This is a genomic window from Geodermatophilus sp. SYSU D00697 (genome assembly GCF_054050175.1).
On sequence record NZ_JBJGYV010000033.1, the window covers coordinates 1 to 20,883 of the forward strand.

A 20,883-nucleotide genomic window follows, 5' to 3' on the forward strand; every position below is an offset into this window, starting at 1 on the left:
GGGTGCCGTCGTGGCACCCGCACCCGAGCCACGGGAGGCCAGCCCGATGTCGCAGCTCACCCCCTACCTCGTCGTCCGCGACGCACGCGCGGCGATGAACTGGTACGCCGAGGCCCTCGGTGCCCGCCTCGTCGGGGACCCGTACGTCATGGACGACGACCGCATCGGCCACGCCGAGCTCGACGTCGGCGGGTCGACCCTCTACCTCGCCGACGAGCACCCGGAGCTGGGGCTCACCGGGCCGGCTGAGGGCCGGGTCAGCGTGAGCCTGCACCTGGCGGTCGCGGACGCCGACGCGGCCGTCACGCGGGCCGCCGCGGCCGGGGCCACGGTCGAGCGCGAGCCGGCCGACGCCCCGTACGGCCGCACCGGCGTCGTCGTGGACCCGTTCGGCCACCGGTGGATGCTGCAGACCCCCGCCGGCGCCCCGGCCGCGTCCCGCCCCCCGGTGCACTGCGGGGACACGGTGTACCTGACCCTGCGGGTCCCGGACGGCGCCCGCGCCCGCGACTTCTACGGGGCGGTGCTCGACTGGTCGATGAGCCCCGGGCGTGTCGAGGACGGCTGGGAGGACCAGTCGGTGACCCCGATGGTCGGCATCGCCGGCGGCGCGTCCCACGACCTCGGGGCGGTGCCGATGTACGCGGTCGACGACATCGAGGTCGCCGTCGCTGCGGTGCGGACCGCGGGCGGGCAGGCCGGGGAGGTCGAGCGACAGTCCTTCGGGCTGTCGGCCTACTGCCGCGACGACCAGGGACTGCCCTTCTGGCTCGGCCAGCTGGGGTGAGCGGCCTACCGGCCGGCGACGGACTCGGGCGGGGCGTCGCCGGGCTCGTCGCCGCGGTACACCGGGTCCTGGTGGCCGGCGGCGCCGAGCTCGTCGACCAGCAGGAGGTCGCGGCGCACGTGCCGCCGCCGGTAGGCAACCCGGCTGATCATGTGTGCGCTCACCGGCGCGGTGAGCAGCTGGAAGGCCGCGACCAGCAGCAGCATCCACGTCGCCGACCAGCCCGAGAGCCGGATCGCCGCGCCGACCATCACCAGCAGCACGCCCAGTACCTGGGGTTTGGTGCCGGCGTGCATCCGGGAGAGCACGTCGGGGAAGCGCAGCAGGCCCAGCCCCGCCGTCAGGCAGAGGAACGCCCCGGCGACCAGGCAGGCCATCGCCACGACGTCGGCGAACGAGGTCACGACGAGGCCTCCCGCTCTTCGGCGGCGACCGGCAGGCCGAGGTCCCGGCCGTCGTCGGTCCGGGCCCGCACGAGCATCCCGCCCACGTAGCGGGCGACCGACACCGTGCCGACGAACGCCAGCAGCGACACCACCACCAGCACCGGGACGACGCTCGCGTTCCGCTCCAGCGCGGCGTAGACCGCCAGGCCCGCCGAGATGATCACCAGCAGCGTGTCGGTGGCCACCACGCGGTCGAGCAGCGAGGGCCCGCGAGCCAGCCGGACCAGCGTCAGTACCGCGCCGGCGCCGATCAGGCCGTAGAGCAGGTAGCCGACGATCACGGCGTCCTCCTCCCGGCCGGACGGCGTCCGGGTGCGGCGTCGAGGGCGGCGACCTCGGCGGGTGAGCCGAACGCCCGGACCAGCCGGTCCTCGGTGGCCAGCACCCGCTCCTTCTCCCGCGCCACCGCCTCGAGGTCGGGCACGCCGAGGATGTGCACGGTGATCAGCCTCTCCTCCCGGTCCAGGTCGAGGACCAGCGACCCCGGGACCAGGGACACCGCCTCGGCGACCATCGTCAGCAGCAGGTCGGAGTCGGTGCGCAGCTGCACCTGCACGATCGCCGACATGCCCGCGCCGCCGGGACGCAGGGTCAGCCAGGCGACCTGCGCCCCGGACACCACCAGGTCGACGACGAAGCGGGCGAGGAACCGCAGCGCCGCCAGCGGGCGCACCCGCGTGCCCCCGACGACGTGCGGCAGCGGCAGCAGCACCGTCACGACCAGCGCGACGACGACCCCGGAGAGGACGTTCGCCCACGACCAGGTGCCCCACAGCAGGATCCAGACCAGCACCAGCCAGACCAGCAGCGGGATCTGGTGCCGCAGCCGGGTGACGGCGGGCTCGACGGTCACGGCCCCTCCTCGCCGGCGCTCGTCGCGGCCGTGCCCGACGGTGCTGTGCACACGCGTGAGCTCGCACGCTCGCTCACGGCTGCTCCCGGTCGAAGACCGACGAGATGTAGGGCGTGCGGTCGAGCAGGTCGTCGGCGGCGCGCTGCGCGATCCCGTACAGCGGCCCGGCCAGGCCGGTCAGCGACACGGTGACCGCGACCAGGGCCGCGGTCGCCGCCACCATCGTGGCCGGCAACGGCCGCAGGGCCCGGGTGGCGGCCGCCGGCGGCGGCAGGTCGGGCTCGGCCGCCGTCGCCACCCGGGTGTGCCGCCGCCACGCGTCCTCGAGCGCGGTGCGGGGACGGCCGTCCCCGCTGGCGGTCGCAGACCGGCCGTCCGACGCCGCCGGTCCCGGCGCGCCGTCGGGGGTCGTCGGGACGAGGTCGGCACCGGCGTCGGCGGCGGCCGCGGCCGCGGTGTCGTCGGCGGGCGCCTGCGTGGGCGGCCGCCAGAACGCGCGGGTCCACACCCGGGCGATCGCGAGCAGGGTCAGCAGGCTGGTGACCACCCCGCCGGCGACGAGGGTCAGCGCGAGCGCGCTGCCGTCGGCCACGCCGGCCTGGAGCAGCCCGAGCTTGCCGACGAAGCCCGACAGCGGCGGGATCCCGGCGAGGTTCATGGCGGGCACGAAGAACAGCACCGCCAGCAGCGGCGAGCGCCGGGCCAGGCCGCCGAGCTTGTTCACCGACGTCGTCCCACCCTGACGCTCGACCAGCCCGGCGACGAGGAACAGCGTCGTCTGGATGGCGATGTGGTGGGCCACGTAGAACACCGCGCCGGCCAGGCCGCTCGCCGTCCCCAGGGCGATGCCGAACACCATGTAGCCGATGTGGCTGACCAGGGTGAACGACAGCAGCCGCCGCAGGTCGGTCTGGGCGACCGCGCCGAGGATGCCGATGAGCATGGTGGCGAGTGCCGCCCACATGAGCAGGTCGTCGAGGGCCCCCTGCGGGAACAGCAGGGTCTGCGTGCGGATGATCGCGTAGACACCGACCTTGGTGAGCAGCCCGGCGAAGACCGCGGTGACCGGTGCGGGGGCGGTCGGGTAGCTGTCCGGGAGCCAGGCCGACAACGGGAACACCGCGGCCTTGATGCCGAAGGCGATGAGCAGCATCGACTGCAGCAGGACCTGGGTGCCCTCGGGCAGGTCGCCCAGCCGCAGCGCGAGGTCGGCCATGTTGACGGTGCCGGTCGCCGCGTAGACCAGCCCGATCGCGGCCAGGAAGACCAGCGAGCTGGTCAGGCTGACGATGACGTAGGTGATGCCGCCGCGGATCCGGGGCGCGGTGCCGCCCAGGGTGAGCAGCACGTACGACGCCATGAGCAGGATCTCGAACCCGACGTAGAGGTTGAACAGGTCCCCGGCGAGGAAGGCGTTGCTCACGCCCGCGACGAGCACGAGGAAGGTCGGGTGGAAGATCGACAGCGGCGTCTCCTCCGCGCCGTCGGCGGTGCCTTGGCCGACGGCGAACACCAGCACGCCGAGGGTGACGGTCGAGGCGACCACGAGCATCAGGGCCGAGAGCCGGTCGACGACGAGGACGATGCCCAGCGGGACCGGCCAGCCGCCGACGGCGACCGAGGTGGCGCCCTCGGCGTCCGCGACGAGCAGCAGGGTCACCGAGACGGCGAGCACCGTGGTGAGGACGGCGAGGCTGACCAGCCGCTGGAACCGCGGGTGACCGGACACCAGCAGGGCGACGGCCGCCCCCAGCAGCGGCAGCAGGACCGGCAGCGGGGCCAGGACGCGGATCACCGCGCCCCCGCCGGCAGGTCGACGTCGTCGGCGGGCAGCCCGTCGGCGTCCTCGTGCAGGCTGTCCGCGTGCCCGGCGATGCGGTCCTCGGGGGCGAGGTCGTCGGGGTCGAGCTCGTCGGCGTCGGTGCCCGAGCGCGCCGCGACCAGGCGGTCCTCCTCGTCGGTGCCCACGACCTCCTGGTGCACCAGCCGCCAGGACCGGTGGATCATCGCGAGCACGAACGCCGCGACGCCGAAGGTGATGACGATCGCGGTGAGGATCAGCGCCTGCGGGAGCGGGTCGTTCATGTCCTCGGCCTCGGAGTAGCCCAGGATCGGGGCCAGCCCCGCCGGGCCGCCGGCGGACAGCAGCAGCAGGTTGGTGGCGTTGCCGAGCAGCAGGAAGCCCAGCAGCACGCGGGTGAGGCTGCGGTCGAGCAGCAGGTACACCCCGGCGGCGTAGAGGCCGCCGATCACCACCGGCAGCACGATCGTCGGGGTCATCGGACCACCACCTCTCCGGGGTTGAGCTCGATCGGGTCGTCCTCGTCCTCCTGGCGGTCCAGCTCCGCGCCCAGGCTGCGCAGCACGTCGAGGACCAGCCCGACGACGATCAGGTAGACGCCGGTGTCGAAGAACAGCGAGGTCACGAGCTTCACGTGGCCGAGCACCGGCAGGTCGGTCTCGAGGATCGCCGTCTGCAGGACCTCGGCACCCAGCAGCAGCCCGGCGACCCCGGTGGTCCCGGCGAACAGCAGGCCGGTCCCCAGCAGCAGACCCGGGGCCACCGGCGCGGCCTCGCCCAGCTCGTAGCGTCCGCCGGCCAGGTAGCGCAGCACGAGCGCGAGGCCGGCGACCAATCCACCGGCGAAGCCCCCGCCGGGCTCGTTGTGGCCGGAGAAGAGCAGGTAGACCGAGAACAGCGTGATGGTGTGGAACAGGATCCGGGTGATCACCTCGAGCACCACCGAGCGGCGGGCCGGGTCGAGGGCGGCGGTCGCCGCCAGCCAGCGGTTGCGCGGGGCCCGCCCACCGGCGGGACGGCGCCGCGCCAGCTCCCCGCTGTCGATCCGCTCGACCCCGCCGGTGCGGCCACGCAGGAAGACCAGGCTGGCCACGCCGGTGGCGGCGACGACCAGCAGCGAGATCTCCCCGAGGGTGTCCCAGGCGCGGATGTCGACGAGGGTCACGTTGACGACGTTCTTGCCCCCACCGAAGTCGTAGGCCTGTGCCGGGTAGTCCACCGACACCGGCGTCGCGGTGCGCGCGGCCAGGGCGACGGCACCGACCACCGCCATGAACGCCCCGACGGCGACCGCGATCACCCCGCGCACGGCGCGTTCGCGGGGGCGGTGCCGCTCGGTGATGTCCTTGGGCAGCATCCGCAGCACGAGGACGAAGACGACGACGGTGAGGGTCTCGACGAGGAACTGGGTGAGCGCCAGGTCGGGGGCGCCCTGCAGGGCGAAGAGGACGCCGACCCCGTAGCCGGTCACCCCGACGACCAGCACCGCCGACAGCCGCTGCCGGATGCGCAGCGCGAGCACCGCGGCGGTGACCACGACGACGCCCACCATCGCCTGCACCGGGGTGTCCCAGGCCCGCCACTCCCCCGGCCACGGCGCGCGGGTGAGCAGGATCGTGCCCGGGAGGGCCAGCACCGCGACGAGGATGGTGCCCAGGTACGCCGGCAGCGAGCCGCGCTGGGTGGTGCCGGTGACCAGCACCGACAGCCGGTCCAGGCCCTGGATGACGTTCCAGTAGCCCTCGTCGGCCGACGCGCCCACGGCCAGGTTCCGCTGCACCCGGTACACCCTCGTGCGGACGGCGAACAGCGCGAGGCCGCCGGCGACCGTGAGCGCCGACAGCGCCAGGGCCGGCTGCCAGCCGTGCCAGAGCGCCAGGTGCTCGACCTCCGGTCCGAGCAGCGGGAGCGTGTCGGCGTACCCCGCGACCAGCGGCTCGAGCAGTGGGCTGGCCGGCCCCGCGAGCAGCCCGGTCAGGGCCAGGACCACCGGCGCGGCGAGGAACAGCGGGCCGGGCGGGTGCGCGGGCTCGGTGTCCTCGACACCCGGCTTGCGGGCGAAGGCGCCCCACAGGAAGCGGGCCGTGTACGCGACGGTGAGGACCGAGCCGAGGACCAGGCCGGCGAGGACGACGACCGCGGCCCTCCGGTCGGGCAGGCCGACGTCCCACAGCGCGGTGAACGCCGCCTCCTTGCCGACGAACCCGAGCAGCGGCGGGAGCCCGGCCATCGACGCCCCGGCCAGTACGCCGATGCCGGCCAGCACCGGCAGCCGCCGGCCCAGCCCCGACAGCTCGCGCAGGTCGCGGGTCCCGGTGGCGTGGTCGACCACGCCGACGGTGAGGAACAGGGTGGACTTGAACAGCGCGTGGGCCATGGTCATGACCAGGCCGGCGGCGGCCAGCTCGCGGCTGCCCCCGCCCACCAGCGTCATGAGGAAGCCGAGCTGGCTGACCGTGCCGAAGGCCAGCAGCAGCTTGAGGTCGGACTGCCGCAACGCCCGGTAGCCGCCGACCAGCATCGTGGCCACGCCCAGGCCGAGCACCACCGGCCGCCACCCCGGGACGTCGGCGAAGCCGGGCGCCAGCCGGGCGACCAGGTAGATCCCGGCCTTCACCATCGCCGCGGCGTGCAGGTAGGCGCTGACCGGGGTGGGCGCCTCCATGGCCGCGGGCAGCCAGAAGTGGAACGGGACCATCGCCGACTTGGTCACCGCGCCGGCGAGCACCAGCGCCGTCCCGGCGACCATCGCCGGGCCGCTGCCGGGGGCGACGACGACCTCCGAGAGCAGGAACGAGCCGCTGGCCTGCCCGACGAGGATCAGCCCCACCAGCATGGCCAGCCCGCCGGCGGTGGTCAGGATCAGCGCCTGCGAGGCCGCCCGCCGCGCGGCCAGCCGCCGTCCCGAGCCGCCGATGAGCAGGAACGAGAAGACGGTGGTGAGCTCCCAGAAGACGTAGAGCAGCAGCAGGTCGTCGGCGAGGACCAGGCCCAGCATGGAGCCCGCGAAGGCGGTGAGGCACCCGGCGAACCGGCCGGTGCCCTCGTCGTCGGGGCCGAAGTACCGGGCGCAGTAGAGCAGGACCAGCGCGCCCACCCCGGTGACCAGCGCGGCGAAGGCCAGCGCGAGGGCGTCGAGCCGCAGCGCGATCTCGAGGTCGAGGGCCGGGATCCACGGCACGGTCTCGCGGACCTCGTCGCCGGCCACGACCGTCCGCAGCTGCACCAGGGTCCAGACGAAGCCGGCGGCCGGCACGAGCGCGAGGACGACGAAGGCCTGCCTCCCCCACCACCGCACGAGGACGGGCGCCAGCAGCGCAGCCAGCAGGTGGAGGAGGAGCAGTGCGATCACGGGTCTCCCGGGAGTCGGAGGGCGGCTCGGGGACCACTGACGTCGGTCGTCGACGGCCGGCGGTGACCATCACTCTACCCGGCAGGGCGTTTGGCCCCGGCCCCGCTGCAGGGGCCCACCGCGAGCCTGCGAGTGGTGGGGGCAGCGGGGTCCTCCGACTCACCGGCCGGGCGTGACCAGGCCGCTCTCGTAGGCGAACGCGACCGCCTGCACCCTGTCCCGGAGACCCAGCTTGAGCAGTACCCGGCTCACGTGGGTCTTGACCGTGGCCTCGCCGAGGTACAGCCGCGCGGCGATCTCGGCGTTGGACAGCCCGGCGGCCACCAGGGCGAGGACGTCGGTCTCCCGGTCGGTCAGCTGGGCCAGCTCCCCGGCCCGCGCCGGGTCGGGTGCCGGCGCCGTGGCGAAGGACTCGATGACCCGCAGCGTCACGGCCGGGTCGAGCAGCCCGTGCCCCGCGGCGACGGTCCGGACGGCGGCGACGAGGTCCTCGGGCGGGGCCACCTTGAGCAGGAAACCGCTGACGCCGGCCCGCAGCGCAGCGGCCACGTACTCGTCCTCGTCGAAGGTGGTGAGCACGACGATCCGCGTCGGCAGCTCCGCGGCGACGATCCGGCGGGCGGCCTCCAGCCCGTCCATCCCCGGCATGCGCACGTCGAGCAGGACGACGTCCGGACGGGTGTCGGTGACCACCCGCACCCCGGCCGCGCCGTCGGCCGCCTCGCCGACCACCTCGATGTCGGGCTCGGCGGCGAGCACCATGCGCAGCCCGGTGCGCACCATCGCCTGGTCGTCGACCAGCACCACCCGGATCGTCACGCCCCCACCTCCGCGGGCGCCGGCCGCTCGGCGGCGGGGAGCGGGAAGGACGCGCACACCCGGTAGCCACCGCCGCGGACCGGGCCCACCTCGAGCCGGCCGCCGACGACGGAGACCCGCTCGCGCATGTGCAGCTGCCCGTGCCCGCCGGTGCCCGGGACCGGCGGCGGCGTCGCCACCCGCGCCCGGCCGTCGTCGGTCACGGTCACCGTGACCCGGTCGGCCGCGTGGTCGACGGTCACCCGGGTGGCCGCGGCGCCGGCGTGCCGGACGACGTTGGACAGCGCCTCCTGTACCACCCGGACGGCGGAGACGTCGACCAGCTGGGGCAGCTCCACCGGGTCGCCGGTGACCACGAGCTCGATCGGCATGCCACCGGCCCGCAGATCGTCGAGGACCGCGTCCAGCCGGGACAGCGAGGGCAGCGGGGCCGGTTCGCTGTCCGGCTGCTCGCGCAGGATGCCCACGACGCGGCGCATCTCGTCGACCGAGTCACGGCCGAGCTTCTCCAGGCCGCGCAGGACCTCCTGGGCCTCGGGGTGGTCGGGCAGCAGTCGCCGCAGCCCGCCCATCTGCAGCACCATCACGCTGACCGCGTGGGCGACCGAGTCGTGCACCTCGCGGGCGATGCGGGCGCGCTCGGTGGTCGTGGCCGCCGCGGCGACCGTCTCCTGCTGCTCGGCCAGCCGGGCGGCGAGCACCTGCAGCTCCTCGGCGCGCCGGCGGGACTGGGCGACCAGGGCGCCGACCGTCGCCGCGGCACCGAGGACGAGCAGGTAGAAGACCGACTCCCAGGGGTTGGGTGCGAAGACCGAGCCCAGTGCGGTCGCCAGCACGATGGCGGCTCCGGCCGCCCGGGCCGCCGGGCGGGCCGGGAGGACGGCGACCGCGTGGCCGACCAGCAGGCCCATGCCGACCAGCTGGGAGCCGCCCGGGCCGGGCGCGCCGCCCAGGAGGTTCAGCAGGACGGTGAGCGCACCCAGGACCGCGGTGACCGCCGGCCACCGCGGGCAGACGGCGAGCAGCGCGCCGACCAGGATGCCCGGCGCGGCCAGCGCGAACTGGTTGCGGTCGAAGCCCTCGACGAACCACTCGAACACCGACAGCGCGCCGAGCAGGGCGCCCACGGCCGGCCAGAAGAGACGGCGCGTGCGCGGGTCGACCGGCCAGCGGGGCATGCCGAGCACGCTAGGGGCCCGCCGGCGCCCGGGGGATCCCCCGCGCGGCCGAACGCCGTCGTGTCGGGGTCCGCCGTACGGCGGAGGCGGGTCGGTGCGCCGCGACGGACGCGCAGGTCAGGGCCGGGTTCCTAGCTTCCTCGTCGACACCGCACCGAGGCGGTGCACCCGACCCGACGAGGAACGATGACCACCGACGTCCGCACGGCTCCCTCCCCCACGACCCCCGAGACCTCCGACCGCAGCGCCGGCTCCCTCATGCTCACCATCGCCGGTGGCGCCCTGGTCGCGGGCTCGCTCCTCTACGTGGCCGGCATGGCCACCTCGCCACCGCAGGCCTCGATGGCCGACGCCGACTACATCGCCGCGCTGGCCCGCGACGAGGGGCAGACGGCGCTGTCGGCCCTGCTGCTGCACTACGGGACCATGGCGTCGGGCCTGGCCTGGCTGGCGGCCCCCGCGCTGGTCCGCGGCCGCCGTGGGCGCGTGCCGACGGTCGTCGGCGCCCTCCTGTCGGCGATCGGCCTGGTCACGGTGACCGGCTTGGTCCTGTACGACTTCTGGACCGGGGGCATCGGCCGCGAGCTGCCCGCCGACACCGCGCTGGCGCTGTTCGAGTCGGTGCAGGGCTCGGCGGCGGTGGGCGTCGTCGGCACCGTGACGCTGCTGGGTCTGCTCGGCCCGCTCGTCGGCTACGCGGGTCTGGCGCGGGCCGGTGTCATCAGCTGGTGGCTGCTGGTCCCGGCCGTGGCCTGCCTGGTCCTGTCGGCGGCGCTGACGTTCACCCCGCTGCTGTACGCCGGCTTCGCGCTGGTGGGGGCGGCCCCGGCGGTCGTCGTCGGCCTGCGGATGATCGCCCGCCGCCGCGCCGAGCGCACCGCCGTCTGACCCCGCACCACCACCTGCCGGAGGACCTCGTGCTCTGCCTGCCAGCGGTACGCAGAGCACGAGGTCCCGCCACCGTCGTGGGCCCCCGGCCCGCTCGTGCTCTGCCTGCCATCGGTACGCAGAGCACGAGGTCCTGCCGGCGTCGTCGGCTCCCGGGACGCTCGTGCTCTGCCTGCCAGCGGTACGCAGAGCACGAGCGTGCGCGGACCGGGACCCAGCCGGAGGTCGGTGGGCTCCGGCCGCCCGGCGTCAGCCTCGTGGCGGGCCCCTACCGCCCGGCGTCAGCCTCGCGGCGGGCTCCCACCGCCGGGGGTCAGCCCTCGGCGACCTCCGCGGCCTCCAGCCAGTCGGTCTCGACCTGCTCCTTCTCGGCGAGCACCGCCCGCAGCCGCTCGTCGAGCTCCAGCACCCGCGCGTGGTCGGTGGCGGCGGCCGCGAGCTCGCCGTGCAGCCGCTCCTCCTCGGCGGTGAGCTTCTCCAGGCGCCGCTCGAGGCGGGCGGCCTCCTTGCGGGCCGCCCGCACCTCACCGGCCGAGCGGGCCGGCGCGGTGTCGGCGACGGGCGCGGGCTCCGCCACCCGGCCTCCGGCAGAGGGCAGCTGCGCCTCGCCGGCCGCGCGGCGGGCCAGGTACTCCTCCACCCCGCCGGGCAGGGCGGCCAGCGAGCCGTCGCCCATGAGCGCGACGACCGAGTCGCACACCCGGTCGACGAAGTACCGGTCGTGGCTGACCACCAGCACGGTGCCCGGGAAACCGTCGAGCAGGTCCTCGAGCGCGGTGAGCGTGTCGATGTCGAGGTCGTTGGTCGGCTCGTCGAGCAGCAGCACGTTCGGCTCCCCCATGAGCAGCCGCAGCAGCTGCAGCCGCCGCCGCTCCCCGCCGGAGAGGTCGCCCACCGGCGTCCACTGCCGGGACGCCGCGAACCCGAACCGCTCGGCCAGTGAGGACGCGGAGATCTCCTGGTCGCCGATCCGCGCGATCCGGGCGACCTCCTGCACCGCCTCCAGCACGCGCAGCCGGCCGTCGAGCTCGGCGACGTGCTGGGAGAGGTACGCCGGCGCGACCGTCTTGCCGCGCACCACGCGGCCGCGGTCGGGCTCGGTCTCCCCGACCAGGAGCCGCAGCAGCGAGGTCTTGCCCGCGCCGTTGACGCCGACGACGCCGATCCGGTCGCCGGGGCCGACGTGCCAGGTCAGGTCGCTGAAGAGCGACCGGGGGCCGTCGTCGGAGGGGACGGCGTAGTCGACGTCCTCGACGTCGTAGACGGTCTTGCCGAGCCGGCGGGCGGCGAAGCCCTTCAGCGCCATCGAGTCGCGCGGCGGCGGCACGTCCTCGATGAGCGCCTGGGCCGCCTCGATCCGGAAGCGCGGCTTGCTCGTCCGTGCGGGCGGGCCGCGGCGCAGCCAGGCGAGCTCCTTGCGCACCAGGTTCAGCCGCCGCTCCTCGGTGACCGCCGCGATCCGCGCCCGCTCGGCCCGCGCCAGCGTGTACGCCGCGTACCCGCCGTCGTAGGCGTGCACCTTGCCGTCGGCGACCTCCCAGGTGCGGGTGCAGACCTCGTCGAGGAACCACCGGTCGTGGGTGACGACGACCAGCGCGCCGACCCGGTCCTTCACGTAGTCGGCCAGCCACGCCACGCCCTCGACGTCGAGGTGGTTGGTCGGCTCGTCGAGGACCAGCAGGTCCAGGGGCCGGATCAGCTGGGCGGCCAGCGCCACCCGCCGGCGCTCGCCGCCGGACATCGGCGCCACGGGCGAGTCCAGGCCCAGCCGGTCGAGCTCCAGCCCGGTCAGCACGCTGCGCACGGCCGGGTCGGCGGCCCACTCGTGCTCGGCGGCGAACAGGTCCGCCGGCAGGACGACGTCGCGCACCGTGGCGCCCGGCGGCAGGGTGCCGGACTGGTCCAGGACTCCGAGGGCGAGGTCCGCTCGGCGGGTGACCCGGCCGGTGTCGGGGTCCTCCCGGCCGGTCAGGACGCCGAGCAGCGTGGACTTGCCGCTGCCGTTGCGGCCGACCACGCCGATCCGCTCACCGGCGGCGATGCCGAGCGAGACGTCGTCGAGCAGCACGGTCGTGCCGTGCGCCTTCTGCACCCGCTCGAGGTTGACCAGATTGACGGGTGCGCTCATGGGATCCCCAGTATCCGCCCGGCCCGGGCGCGGTTCCCGACCGCCCCGGGACAGCGGCCGCTGGCTCCCGGGACGCCGCCCGGAACCGGCTCGCCTCGTGCCCGGCCAGCGCGCCGCAAGTGACCCGCAAGGGCCGCCCAAGCCGCCCGTCCGAGGGTCGGGCCGATCGATCCCGCAGCACTCCCCAGGAGGTGGACGATGACCGCGGCGGTTGTTCTCGCCGGAGGGACCGCGCTCCCGGTCCGCGGTGCGCAGCAGGCGGCCCGGGCGACGCTGGTCGCCGTCCGCCGGGCGTCCCGCGACCCGGCGGCCGCCCCGGCGTCGGTCTGGTGGGCGCGGCTGGCCGAGCGGGGGCCGGCGTCGGCCGAGCACTCGCTGGTCGCGGTGGCCTCCGAGCGCTTCCCCGACGGGACGCCGGTGGACCTCACCGCGCTCCACTCCCGGGGACGGCGGCCGGGCGGCTGGCTGGTCGACCTGCGCTACCGGGTCGCCGACGGCGCCGTGGTGCGGGTCGAACCGGCCCAGACCCTCGCCGACCGGTGCCCGCCGCTGTGGTTCACCGAGGTCCACCACAGCGCCAGCGGGGTCCCCTCGGTCTCCCTGCTCGCCTTCTCCGGCCCCGAGTTCCGCCCGGGCTCGCTGGTGGGCCCGCACCAGGCCGCCGCCCGGGGCGTGCGCACGGGCGACCGGGTCGGCGAGGTCCGCTGGTGGACCCGCTCCGGCGTCGTCGACACCGTCACCGTCGACCCCGTGGTGCGCCGGCGCGGGGTCGGGCGGGTGCTGGTCACCGTGGCCGAGGCGCTGCGGGTGCTGCGCGGCTGGGCGCCACTGCGCTCCGACGGCCGGCTCGCCGACGCCGGCGCCGCCTGGCTGGACGCCGCTCCCGCGCACTGGGCACCGCGGCTGACCCGACGCACCGAGCGGCTGCCCGCCGCGTGGGACGACGGGGCCTGCCTCAGGCCAGGCGGGTGACCTCGACGGTGACGGTGTGCCCCTCGCTGGCCGGCCCGGAGAAGATCCCCTTGAACGGGGGTACGTCGCCGTAGTCGCGGCCCCGGCCGAGGGTCACGTGCCGGGTGCCGACCTCGGTGGCGTTGGTCGGGTCGAAGGCGCACCAGCCGCCGTCCCACCACTCCACCCAGGCGTGGCTCTCGCCGGTGACCGTGATCCCCACCCCGGCCTCCCGCTTGGGGTGCAGGTAGCCCGAGACGTACCGCGCGGGCAGGCCGAGGGCGCGCAGCAGGCCGACGGTCACGTGCGAGATGTCCTGGCACACCCCCTTCCCGGAGCTCCACGCCTGCATCGCGTTGGTCTTCACGTTGGTGGACCCGGACAGGTACGCCATCCGGTCGCGCACCAGCCGGCAGACCGCCGCCCCTGCCTCGTGCGGCGGGGCGTCGCCGACCTCCGCGCGGACCTCGGCGACGACGTCGTCGTCCATCGCGGTCAGGGCGGTGGGGGCGAGCAGCTCGCCGAACCGGTCGCGGACGTCGGGTCCGCGCAGCCGCGCCCAGTCCACGTGCTCGTGCTCGACCGGCTCCGGGCCGGCCTCGACGATCGAGGTCCCGGTGACCACCAGCTCGGTGTGCGGGGTGTGCAGGTCGAAGGCGGTGACCGTGGAGCCCCAGTAGTCGCGGTAGGGGAAGGCGTTGGCGGCCGGCTCGATCTCCACCCGTGAGCGCAGCGTCGTCTGGCGGCTGCTGTTCTCCGGGGTCAGCCGCGCCTCGTTGTAGGACGACCGCACCGGCCCGCCGTAGCGGAAGCGGGTGCGGTGCACGACCTGCAGCCGCCACCGGTCGCCCGGCGGCCGGGGACCCGACCGCTGCGCCTGGGTCTGCCCGCCCAGCGACTGGGTCTGCCCGGCCGAGCTCTGCGACTGGTTCACGCCACCCCCTCCGGGACCCACACCTGCGGCGCCTGCTCGGTGAAGAACCGGTTGGTGATCGCCGCACTCGCCAGCGAGCAGGTGCGCTGCAGCTCCTCCAGCCGGGCGGGGAGCTGGGCGAGCAGGTCGGGGGCGGCCATGAACTCGAGCATCGTCCGCGCCCGCCCGACGATCCGGTGCGCCTCGCCGGCGACGCCGATGCGGGTGGCGTCGCGCAGCGGCGAGCGCTCCAGCTCGGCCAGGCACGCCTCGGCCTGCTCCAGCGAGGCGAACACCGACCGCGGGAACAGCCGGTCGAGCAGGAGGAACTCCGCGGCCCGGCTGGAGTCCACCACCCCGCGGTAGGTGCGCAGGTAGGGCTCGTAGGCGCCGGTGGAGCGCAGCACCAGGGTCCAGGACGGCGCGGCGTCCCCGGCCAGGACCCGGGTGGAGATGATCCGCGCGGTCATGTCCACCCGCTCCAGCGACCGGCCGAGGACGAGGAACAGCCAGCTCTCGTCGCGGCTCATCGTGGAGTCGGCCAGCCCGAACACCATCGCCGAACGCTCCCGGACGAACCGGAACAGCGAGTGCGGGCCGTACCGGCGGGCCATCGTCCGCTGCTGCGGGAGCGCGTTGTGCGTGACGTTCAGCGACTCCCAGATCTCCGCCGAGAGCACCTCGCGGGCGCCGCGGGCGTTCTCCCGGGCCGCCGACAGCGCGCCGACGATCGAGCTCGGGCTGGCCCGCTCGAAGGCCAGTGTGGCCAGCACCCGCTCGGTGTCGGCCTCCTCCTCGGGCACCGGGGAGCCCATCAGCGACAGGAGGTTGGCGCAGGCGCGACGCTCGTCGATCCACGGGTCCTCGACCAGCCGCTGGGTGTGCACGTCGAGGATCCGGGCGGTGTCGTCGGCCCGCTCCACGTAGCGGCCGATCCAGAACAGCGACTCGGCGATCCGGCTCAGCACGGCTGACCGCCGCGACGAACCCGACCGGCGCCACCAGCGGCCGGCCCCTCCCGGAGGCTCGGCGCGAGCGTGCGAGCGCTGAGGAGGGAGGGGTCCTCCGACTGCTGCTGTTGCTGGGACTGGTCGACGAGCAGGTCGCTCGCCGGGCCGGGGTCGGGTGCCGTCGAGTCACCGGCCAGGTCGGCAGCGGTGAACTCGATGCGGGTGAGGTCGGCGGCCGGCTCCTCCTCGGGCGCGGTGGCCGGGCGGGGCGGGCTGAGCACCCAGGTGTCCTTCGACCCGCCACCCTGGCTGGAGTTGACCACCAGCTCACCCTCCGGCAGGGCGACCCGCGTCAGCCCGCCGGGCAGCACCCACACCCGCTCCCCGTCGTTGACCGCGAACGGCCGCAGGTCCACGTGCCGTGGCGCGATCCGGCCGCCGACCAGCGTCGGGCAGGTGGACAGCCCGATCGGCTTCTGCGCGATCCAGTCCCTCGGCCGGGCCCGCACCCTGACCGCCAGCTCCGCCAGCGTCCGCTCGTCGGCCCGCGGCCCGATCACGATCCCCTTGCCTCCCGAGCCGTCGACCGGCTTGAGCACCAGCTGGTCCAGCGACCCGAGCACCCACTCGACCACGTCGGGCTCGTCGAGCCGGTGGGTCTCGGCGTTGGCCAGCAGCGGCTCCTCGGCCAGGTAGTAGCGGACCAGGTCGGGCACCCAGGTGTAGAGCAGCTTGTCGTCGGCGACGCCGTTGCCGACGGCGTTGGCGATCGTGACCCGGCCGGCGCGCGCGGCGTTGAGCAGCCCGGCGCAGCCGATCACCGAGTCGGGCCGGAAGTGCACCGGGTCGAGGAACTCGTCGTCGATGCGGCGGTAGATGACGTCGACGCGGCGCTGGCCGTCGGTCGTCCGCATGCTGACCTGGTTGCCCGCGCAGACCAGGTCGCGGCCCTCCACCAGCTCCACGCCCATCTGGCGGGCCAGCAGCGCGTGCTCGAAGTAGGCGGAGTTGTAGACGCCCGGGGTGAGGACGACGACCGTCGGGTCGGACACGTGGGGCGGCGCCGACGCCTTGAGGGCCGCCAGCAGGCGGGTCGGGTAGTCGGCGACCGGCTGGATGCGGTGGTCGGCGAACAGCTCGGGCAGCACCTGGCTCATCGCCGCGCGGTTGGTGATGACGTAGCTGACCCCGGACGGCGAGCGCAGGTTGTCCTCGAGGACGCGGAAGTCCCCGGCCTCGTCGCGGACCAGGTCGATGCCGGCAACGTGGATGCGCACCCCGCCGGGTGGCACCAGCCCGTGCGCCTGCCGGTGGAAGTGGGCGCTGGTGGTGACCACGCTGCGCGGCACCACGCCGTCGGCGAAGACCTGGCCGGCGCCGTACACGTCGGCGAGGAAGGCCTCCAGGGCCTGCACCCGCTGGGCGACGCCGCGCTCGACCAGCGACCACTCCTCGGCGCCGATCACGCGCGGGACGATGTCGAGCGGGAAGGGCTGCTCCTCACCGGCGTGGGCGAAGGTGACCCCGGCGTCCCGGTAGGTCTGGGAGAGCAGGTCCGCGCGGGCGGAGAGCTCCTCGCCGGCCATCGGCTGCAGCGAGGTGTACAGCCCCGTGTACGCCGGCCGGGGCCGGTCGGCCTCCCCGAACATCTCGTCCCACTGCTCCCCGAGGGGGTAGCCGTCGAAGAGGTCCGCCATGACCGGGAACCTAGTTCGGGCGTGTGTCCTGCGCGTTTCGACGGCGTGACCCGCGGACCGTGTCGTCCCGCTACACCGCGAGATCTGCACAGTGGCGAACATCCGCGGCCTGATCGCGACCACTGTGCAGATCTCACGCGGTCACACCGCCTCGGCGACCCCCAGCCAGGGCCGCAGCGCCCCCTGCGACAGCAGCCGGCCGACCCGGCGGGACTGCTCCTGCGCCTCCCGCCACTGCGGGTCCTCCCCGTGCCGGCGGGCGACCTCGGCGTCCACGGCGTCGGCGCGCTCGGACCACTCCGGCGGGCTGTCGCCGAGGTCGGCGTCCGCGGTCTCCAGCAGCCGCAGCCCGGCGGCGTCGAGCAGGCCCGGCAGCTCGTCGGCCGCCGGGAACTCGTTGCCCTCCGGCAGGGGTGGCGGCAGCGGGCGGTCGGCGACGAACACCAGCAGTCCCAGCCGGCCGCCCGGGCGCAGCACCCGGCCCAGCTCCGCCAGCGCACCGGCCTTGTCCGACGTCGTGCAGAGCACGCCCAGGCACCAGGCGGCGTCGAAGGCGGCGTCGCGGAACGGCAGGGCCTGGGCCACCGCGGCCACCGACGGCAGGCCGAACAGCCGGGCGGCGGCCCCGGCGGCGGCCGCCATCGGCTCGGCGCAGACCGGCCGCACCCCGCGCTCGGCGGCCAGCCAGCCCGCGGGCCCGCCCACCCCGGCGCCGTCGTCGAGCACGCGGCTGCCGTCGGTGAGCGCGAGCCGGTCGGCCAGCCAGCGCAGCGCCCCCTCGCTGCCACTGCCGCGGCACCCGGCGGGGACCGCGTACTCGGCTCCGAGGGTGTGCACCGCCTCCTCGGTCCAGCCGGCGACGGTGCCGAACTCCGACTCCATCGCCGCGCTCTCGAGCTCGCTCACCGGACCTCCTCGTTGGGGCTCGTCGGGCCGGTGAGCGGGCGCTGCTCCGCCTCCGGTGCGCTCGGGAGCTCGCACACTGCCTCCCTGGTCCGCTCGGCCACCTCGGCCTTGACCCGCGCACCCTCGGCCTCCCCGGCCGCCGACGCGAGGCCGGAGAGGTTGACGCCGACGACCCCGGGGACGGCCAGCAGCGCCCGCGCCTCATCGACCGCGGCGGCGATGCCGGCCGCGCGGGGGTCCGGTGCGGCGAGGACGGTCTCGACGGTGTCCCCGTCCACGTGCAGGCCGGGGAAGCGCTGCAGCACGCGCGCCGAGCGCTCGTCGGTGTAGACGGCGACCGCGGCGACGAACGGCAGGGTCGCGCCGGCGGCCCGGGCGGCGGCGACGAACGCCGCCACCTCGGCCGGGGTGCGGACGTGGTTGAGCACGCACACCTGGGCACCCGCCCGCTCCTTGGCCGCCACCCGCGCGGGCCGGCCGGAGACCGGCGGCGCGGCCGGGGACTCCGGCACGGCGACCGGCAGCCCGGCCGCGGCCGCCAGCGCGGCCAGCCGCGGGCCGTCGAGGTCGAAGACCTGGGTCACGCCCGGCCGGACGCCGGGGCCGCGCGCGTCGCCGGTCACGCAGAGGACCGCGTCGACGCCGACCGCGGCGAGCCCGGCCAGTTCCTGCTCGAGCACCACGCGGTTGCGGTCCCGGCAGGCCAGCGTCGTCCACGGCCGGCCGCCGGCGTCGCGCACCTCCGCCGCGAACAGCGTGGGCGGCAGGTCGGGGCGGTTCGCGTGCTCCCCGGCCAGCAGGCCGTCGGACACCGGCGCGAGCACGCCCACCACGCGGCGCAGCGCCAGCGGGTCGTAGGGCGGGACAGTGAGATCGGTGAGCACCACCGGCCGGCTGCGCGCGGAGTCGAGCAGGCTGCCCAGCGGGGGCGGCGCCGGCTCCGGGCGCGGGGTGTCCCACGGGGGCGCCGGCTCGTCGAGGAACACGCAGCGGTGCTCGGCGACCTCGCAGCGCTCGTCGTCCCGGACGCCGCCGCACGGGCCGAAGACCATCCGCTTCGGGCACCCCGGCCGGCGGGCGTCATCGTCCACGCTCGCAGGCTGACCGCGGCCGCCGCCGCCCAAACGCCACCGGGGAGGCGGGAAGACAATCGGCGCCTCCGGCGCTACAGTCGCCACTAGTTGAGCCCTCAACCAAGGAGGCCGGCATGCCCGCCGTGACCGTCGAGGACACCACCACCCTCCCCCGCGTCCCCCTGCCCGCGCCCGGGACGGTGCGCCGCCGGGTCCGTTCGGTGACGACCGCGCCGTCGGGCTTCGAGGGCGAGGGCTTCCCGGTGCGCCGGGCGTTCGCCGGCGTGGACCTGCGCGACCTGGACCCGTTCCTCCACATGGACCAGATGGGCGAGGTCGAGTACGCACCCGGCGAGCCGAAGGGCACCTCCTGGCACCCGCACCGCGGGTTCGAGACGGTCACCTACATCATCGACGGCACCTTCGAGCACGCCGACTCCCACGGCGGCGGGGGCACGATCAGCAACGGCGACACCCAGTGGATGACCGCCGGCGGCGGTGTCCTGCACATCGAGCGCCCGCCGGAGCACCTGGTGGTCAGCGGCGGGCTGTTCCACGGCCTGCAGCTGTGGGTCAACCTGCCCCGCGCGCAGAAGTGGGTCGAGCCGCGGTACCAGGACCTGCGGGCACACGAGTCGGTGCTGCTGGCCAGCCCGGACGCCGGCGCCCTGCTGCGGGTCATCGCCGGGGACGTCGGTGGGCACCGGGGGCCGGGGTCCACCTACACCCCCATGGCGATGGTGCACGCGACGATCGCGCCGGGCGCGACCCTCGACCTGCCGTGGCGGCCGGACTTCAACGCCCTGGTCTACGTGCTGTCCGGCGCGGGGTCGGTCGGCATCGACGGCGCGCCGGTGCGCACCGGTCAACTCGCCGTCCTCGGCCCCGGTGACACGGTGACCCTCCACGGCGCCGTGCACCAGGAGTCGCGGACACCGGCGCTCGACGTCGTCGTCCTCGGCGGGCTGCCCATCCGCGAGCCGATCGCCATGTACGGGCCGTTCGTCATGAACACCCGCCAGGAGGTCGTCGACGCGTTCACCGACTTCCAGGCCGGCCGGCTCGGCACGATCCCCGCGCAGCGGATCCCGCACGCCGGGGTGCGGGGCGAGACCGGCGAGTGAGCACCGCCCGGACGCCGTCCGCGGCGGCGGCTACCGTGCCGCCGCCGCGGGCTGCATGCTGACCCCACCGGGTACCGCGAGGGAGGAGCCCCGTCGTGTCCGTCTTCCCGCCTCTGCCGCTGGCCGAGTGGGCCGACACCAAGGAGACCGTGCACCGGTTCCTGCAGATCGTCGGCAAGCTGCGGCTGGCCAACGCCCCGCGGCGCAACCACTGGTGGCACATCCCGTTCCACCTCACCGGCCGGGGCCTCACCACGCGGCCGATGGGCTTCGACCCGGTCTTCGCCGTCGACCTGGACCTGATCGACCACCGGCTGGAGGTGGCCGTCGCCGACGGACGCCGGGCGTCGTTCCCGCTGCCCGGGCTCAGCGTGGCGGCGTTCTACCGGCAGCTGCTCGGCACCCTGTCGGGGCTCGGCCTGCCCGCCACCGTCGAGCTCCCCGTGCCCTTCGACCTCGCCGACCGCACCCCGTTCGCCGAGGACGAGCACCACGCCGCCTACGACCGCGACCGGGTGACCCGCTACTGGCTGGTGCTGGGTCAGGTGGCGCAGGTGCTCGAGGAGTTCGCCGGCCGCAGCTACGCCAAGACCAGCCCGGTGCACCACTTCTGGCACACCTTCGACATCGCCGTCACCCGGTTCTCCGACCGGCGGGTGGAGCAGCCGGCAGACGTCGACCCGGTCACCCGCGAGGCCTACTCGCACGAGGTGATCAGCGCCGGCTTCTGGTTCGGCGACGACCAGGTGCCCGAGCCGGCCTTCTACTCCTACACCGCGCCGGAGCCGCCAGGGCTGGCCGAGGAGCCGCTGCGGCCGGCCGCGGCACGGTGGATCGACAGCCGCGGCGCGCACCTGGCGCTGCTCCCCTACGAGGACGTGCGGACCGCGACCGACCCGCGGGCCGTCGTCCTGGAGTTCCTGGAGAGCGCCTACCTGGCCGGTGCTCGCCGGGCCGGCTGGGACCTCGACGCCCTGCGCTGCCCGACCGCGCCGACACCCGCCTGACCCCGCCGAT

The 20,883-nt window shown here is 75.4% G+C and carries 19 protein-coding genes; 5 read left to right on the forward strand and 14 right to left on the reverse strand.

Annotated features, from left to right (window positions below; all coding sequences use genetic code 11):
- On the forward strand, positions 1–787 hold a 787-nt coding region (locus tag ACI79C_RS21205; RefSeq protein WP_456947671.1), incomplete at its 5' end, for a VOC family protein.
- A 5-nt stretch (positions 788–792) separates the two neighbouring features.
- Here the strand turns inward: ACI79C_RS21205 and mnhG are convergent.
- The 8 genes from mnhG to ACI79C_RS21245 all read right to left on the reverse strand — a co-directional run bounded on the left by mnhG (position 793) and on the right by ACI79C_RS21245 (position 9,236).
- Entirely contained in the window at positions 793–1,191 is a 399-nt protein-coding gene (gene mnhG, locus ACI79C_RS21210; protein WP_456947672.1) for a monovalent cation/H(+) antiporter subunit G, read from the reverse strand.
- Complete coding sequence (locus tag ACI79C_RS21215; protein ID WP_456947673.1) at positions 1,188–1,514, reverse strand: monovalent cation/H+ antiporter complex subunit F; 327 nt, start codon at positions 1,512–1,514, stop codon at positions 1,188–1,190. The genes mnhG and ACI79C_RS21215 overlap by 4 nt, the downstream gene beginning before the upstream one ends.
- The gene (locus ACI79C_RS21220) at positions 1,511–2,086 is read right to left on the reverse strand and encodes a Na+/H+ antiporter subunit E (RefSeq protein WP_456947674.1); all 576 of its coding nucleotides are present in this window, start codon (positions 2,084–2,086) and stop codon (positions 1,511–1,513) included. Before ACI79C_RS21220 ends, ACI79C_RS21215 begins: the two co-directional genes overlap by 4 nt.
- Positions 2,087–2,159: 73 nt before the next feature.
- The gene (locus ACI79C_RS21225) at positions 2,160–3,881 is read right to left on the reverse strand and encodes a Na+/H+ antiporter subunit D (RefSeq protein ID WP_456947675.1); all 1,722 of its coding nucleotides are present in this window, start codon (positions 3,879–3,881) and stop codon (positions 2,160–2,162) included.
- The gene (locus tag ACI79C_RS21230; RefSeq protein ID WP_456947676.1) at positions 3,878–4,366 is read right to left on the reverse strand and encodes a Na(+)/H(+) antiporter subunit C; all 489 of its coding nucleotides are present in this window, start codon (positions 4,364–4,366) and stop codon (positions 3,878–3,880) included. Before ACI79C_RS21230 ends, ACI79C_RS21225 begins: the two co-directional genes overlap by 4 nt.
- The gene (locus ACI79C_RS21235; RefSeq protein ID WP_456947677.1) at positions 4,363–7,239 is read right to left on the reverse strand and encodes a Na+/H+ antiporter subunit A; all 2,877 of its coding nucleotides are present in this window, start codon (positions 7,237–7,239) and stop codon (positions 4,363–4,365) included. Before ACI79C_RS21235 ends, ACI79C_RS21230 begins: the two co-directional genes overlap by 4 nt.
- A gap of 159 nt (positions 7,240–7,398) precedes the next feature.
- On the reverse strand, positions 7,399–8,058 hold the full coding sequence (locus ACI79C_RS21240) for a response regulator (RefSeq protein ID WP_456947678.1): 660 nt from the start codon (positions 8,056–8,058) through the stop codon (positions 7,399–7,401).
- Positions 8,055–9,236 (reverse strand): sensor histidine kinase, encoded by a 1,182-nt coding sequence (locus ACI79C_RS21245; protein ID WP_456947679.1) that lies wholly within the window; start codon positions 9,234–9,236, stop codon positions 8,055–8,057. The genes ACI79C_RS21240 and ACI79C_RS21245 overlap by 4 nt, the downstream gene beginning before the upstream one ends.
- 186 nt (positions 9,237–9,422) lie before the next feature.
- On the opposite strand from ACI79C_RS21245, the gene ACI79C_RS21250 reads away from it, so the two are divergent.
- The gene (locus ACI79C_RS21250; protein WP_456947680.1) at positions 9,423–10,124 is read left to right on the forward strand and encodes a hypothetical protein; all 702 of its coding nucleotides are present in this window, start codon (positions 9,423–9,425) and stop codon (positions 10,122–10,124) included.
- A gap of 313 nt (positions 10,125–10,437) precedes the next feature.
- On the opposite strand, the gene ACI79C_RS21255 is transcribed toward ACI79C_RS21250, so the two are convergent.
- Entirely contained in the window at positions 10,438–12,252 is a 1,815-nt protein-coding gene (locus ACI79C_RS21255; protein ID WP_456947681.1) for an ABC-F family ATP-binding cassette domain-containing protein, read from the reverse strand.
- A gap of 198 nt (positions 12,253–12,450) precedes the next feature.
- Here ACI79C_RS21255 and ACI79C_RS21260 point away from each other — a divergent pair, with 198 nt between their 5' ends.
- Positions 12,451–13,224: a hypothetical protein gene (locus ACI79C_RS21260; RefSeq protein WP_456947682.1), complete on the forward strand. Its 774-nt coding sequence runs from the start codon at positions 12,451–12,453 to the stop codon at positions 13,222–13,224.
- On the opposite strand, the gene ACI79C_RS21265 is transcribed toward ACI79C_RS21260, so the two are convergent.
- From ACI79C_RS21265 to ACI79C_RS21285, 5 genes are all read right to left on the reverse strand, one after another.
- The gene (locus ACI79C_RS21265) at positions 13,208–14,137 is read right to left on the reverse strand and encodes a transglutaminase family protein (protein ID WP_456947683.1); all 930 of its coding nucleotides are present in this window, start codon (positions 14,135–14,137) and stop codon (positions 13,208–13,210) included. The two genes, ACI79C_RS21260 and ACI79C_RS21265, sit on opposite strands and share 17 nt — an antisense overlap.
- Complete coding sequence (locus ACI79C_RS21270; RefSeq protein WP_456947684.1) at positions 14,134–15,084, reverse strand: alpha-E domain-containing protein; 951 nt, start codon at positions 15,082–15,084, stop codon at positions 14,134–14,136. The genes ACI79C_RS21265 and ACI79C_RS21270 overlap by 4 nt, the downstream gene beginning before the upstream one ends.
- Positions 15,078–16,763: a circularly permuted type 2 ATP-grasp protein gene (locus ACI79C_RS21275; protein ID WP_456947685.1), complete on the reverse strand. Its 1,686-nt coding sequence runs from the start codon at positions 16,761–16,763 to the stop codon at positions 15,078–15,080. Before ACI79C_RS21275 ends, ACI79C_RS21270 begins: the two co-directional genes overlap by 7 nt.
- A 141-nt stretch (positions 16,764–16,904) precedes the next feature.
- On the reverse strand, positions 16,905–17,669 hold the full coding sequence (locus tag ACI79C_RS21280; RefSeq protein WP_456947686.1) for a class I SAM-dependent methyltransferase: 765 nt from the start codon (positions 17,667–17,669) through the stop codon (positions 16,905–16,907).
- Positions 17,666–18,760 carry a methylenetetrahydrofolate reductase C-terminal domain-containing protein gene (locus ACI79C_RS21285; protein ID WP_456947687.1) on the reverse strand — a complete coding sequence of 365 codons (1,095 nt, stop codon included), beginning with the start codon at positions 18,758–18,760 and terminating at the stop codon, positions 17,666–17,668. The genes ACI79C_RS21280 and ACI79C_RS21285 overlap by 4 nt, the downstream gene beginning before the upstream one ends.
- A 116-nt stretch (positions 18,761–18,876) precedes the next feature.
- On the opposite strand from ACI79C_RS21285, the gene ACI79C_RS21290 reads away from it, so the two are divergent.
- Together ACI79C_RS21290 and ACI79C_RS21295 are read left to right on the forward strand one after the other, a co-directional pair.
- The gene (locus ACI79C_RS21290; RefSeq protein ID WP_456947688.1) at positions 18,877–19,866 is read left to right on the forward strand and encodes a pirin family protein; all 990 of its coding nucleotides are present in this window, start codon (positions 18,877–18,879) and stop codon (positions 19,864–19,866) included.
- A 95-nt stretch (positions 19,867–19,961) separates the two neighbouring features.
- Complete coding sequence (locus tag ACI79C_RS21295) at positions 19,962–20,873, forward strand: DUF5996 family protein (RefSeq protein ID WP_456947689.1); 912 nt, start codon at positions 19,962–19,964, stop codon at positions 20,871–20,873.
- The last annotated feature ends 10 nt before the right edge of the window (positions 20,874–20,883 follow it).

Bases quoted from the DNA above. Each gene is read 5' to 3' on its own strand.
- ACI79C_RS21230 (WP_456947676.1), bottom strand. From the start codon at position 4,366: ATGACCCCGACGATCGTGCTGCCGGTGGTGATCGGCGGCCTCTACGCC.
- ACI79C_RS21290 (WP_456947688.1), top strand. From the start codon at position 18,877: ATGCCCGCCGTGACCGTCGAGGACACCACCACCCTCCCCCGCGTCCCC.
- ACI79C_RS21255 (WP_456947681.1), bottom strand. From the start codon at position 12,252: ATGAGCGCACCCGTCAATCTGGTCAACCTCGAGCGGGTGCAGAAGGCG.
- ACI79C_RS21260 (WP_456947682.1), top strand. From the start codon at position 12,451: ATGACCGCGGCGGTTGTTCTCGCCGGAGGGACCGCGCTCCCGGTCCGC.
- ACI79C_RS21245 (WP_456947679.1), bottom strand. From the start codon at position 9,236: ATGCCCCGCTGGCCGGTCGACCCGCGCACGCGCCGTCTCTTCTGGCCG.
- ACI79C_RS21250 (WP_456947680.1), top strand. From the start codon at position 9,423: ATGACCACCGACGTCCGCACGGCTCCCTCCCCCACGACCCCCGAGACC.
- ACI79C_RS21275 (WP_456947685.1), bottom strand. From the start codon at position 16,763: ATGGCGGACCTCTTCGACGGCTACCCCCTCGGGGAGCAGTGGGACGAG.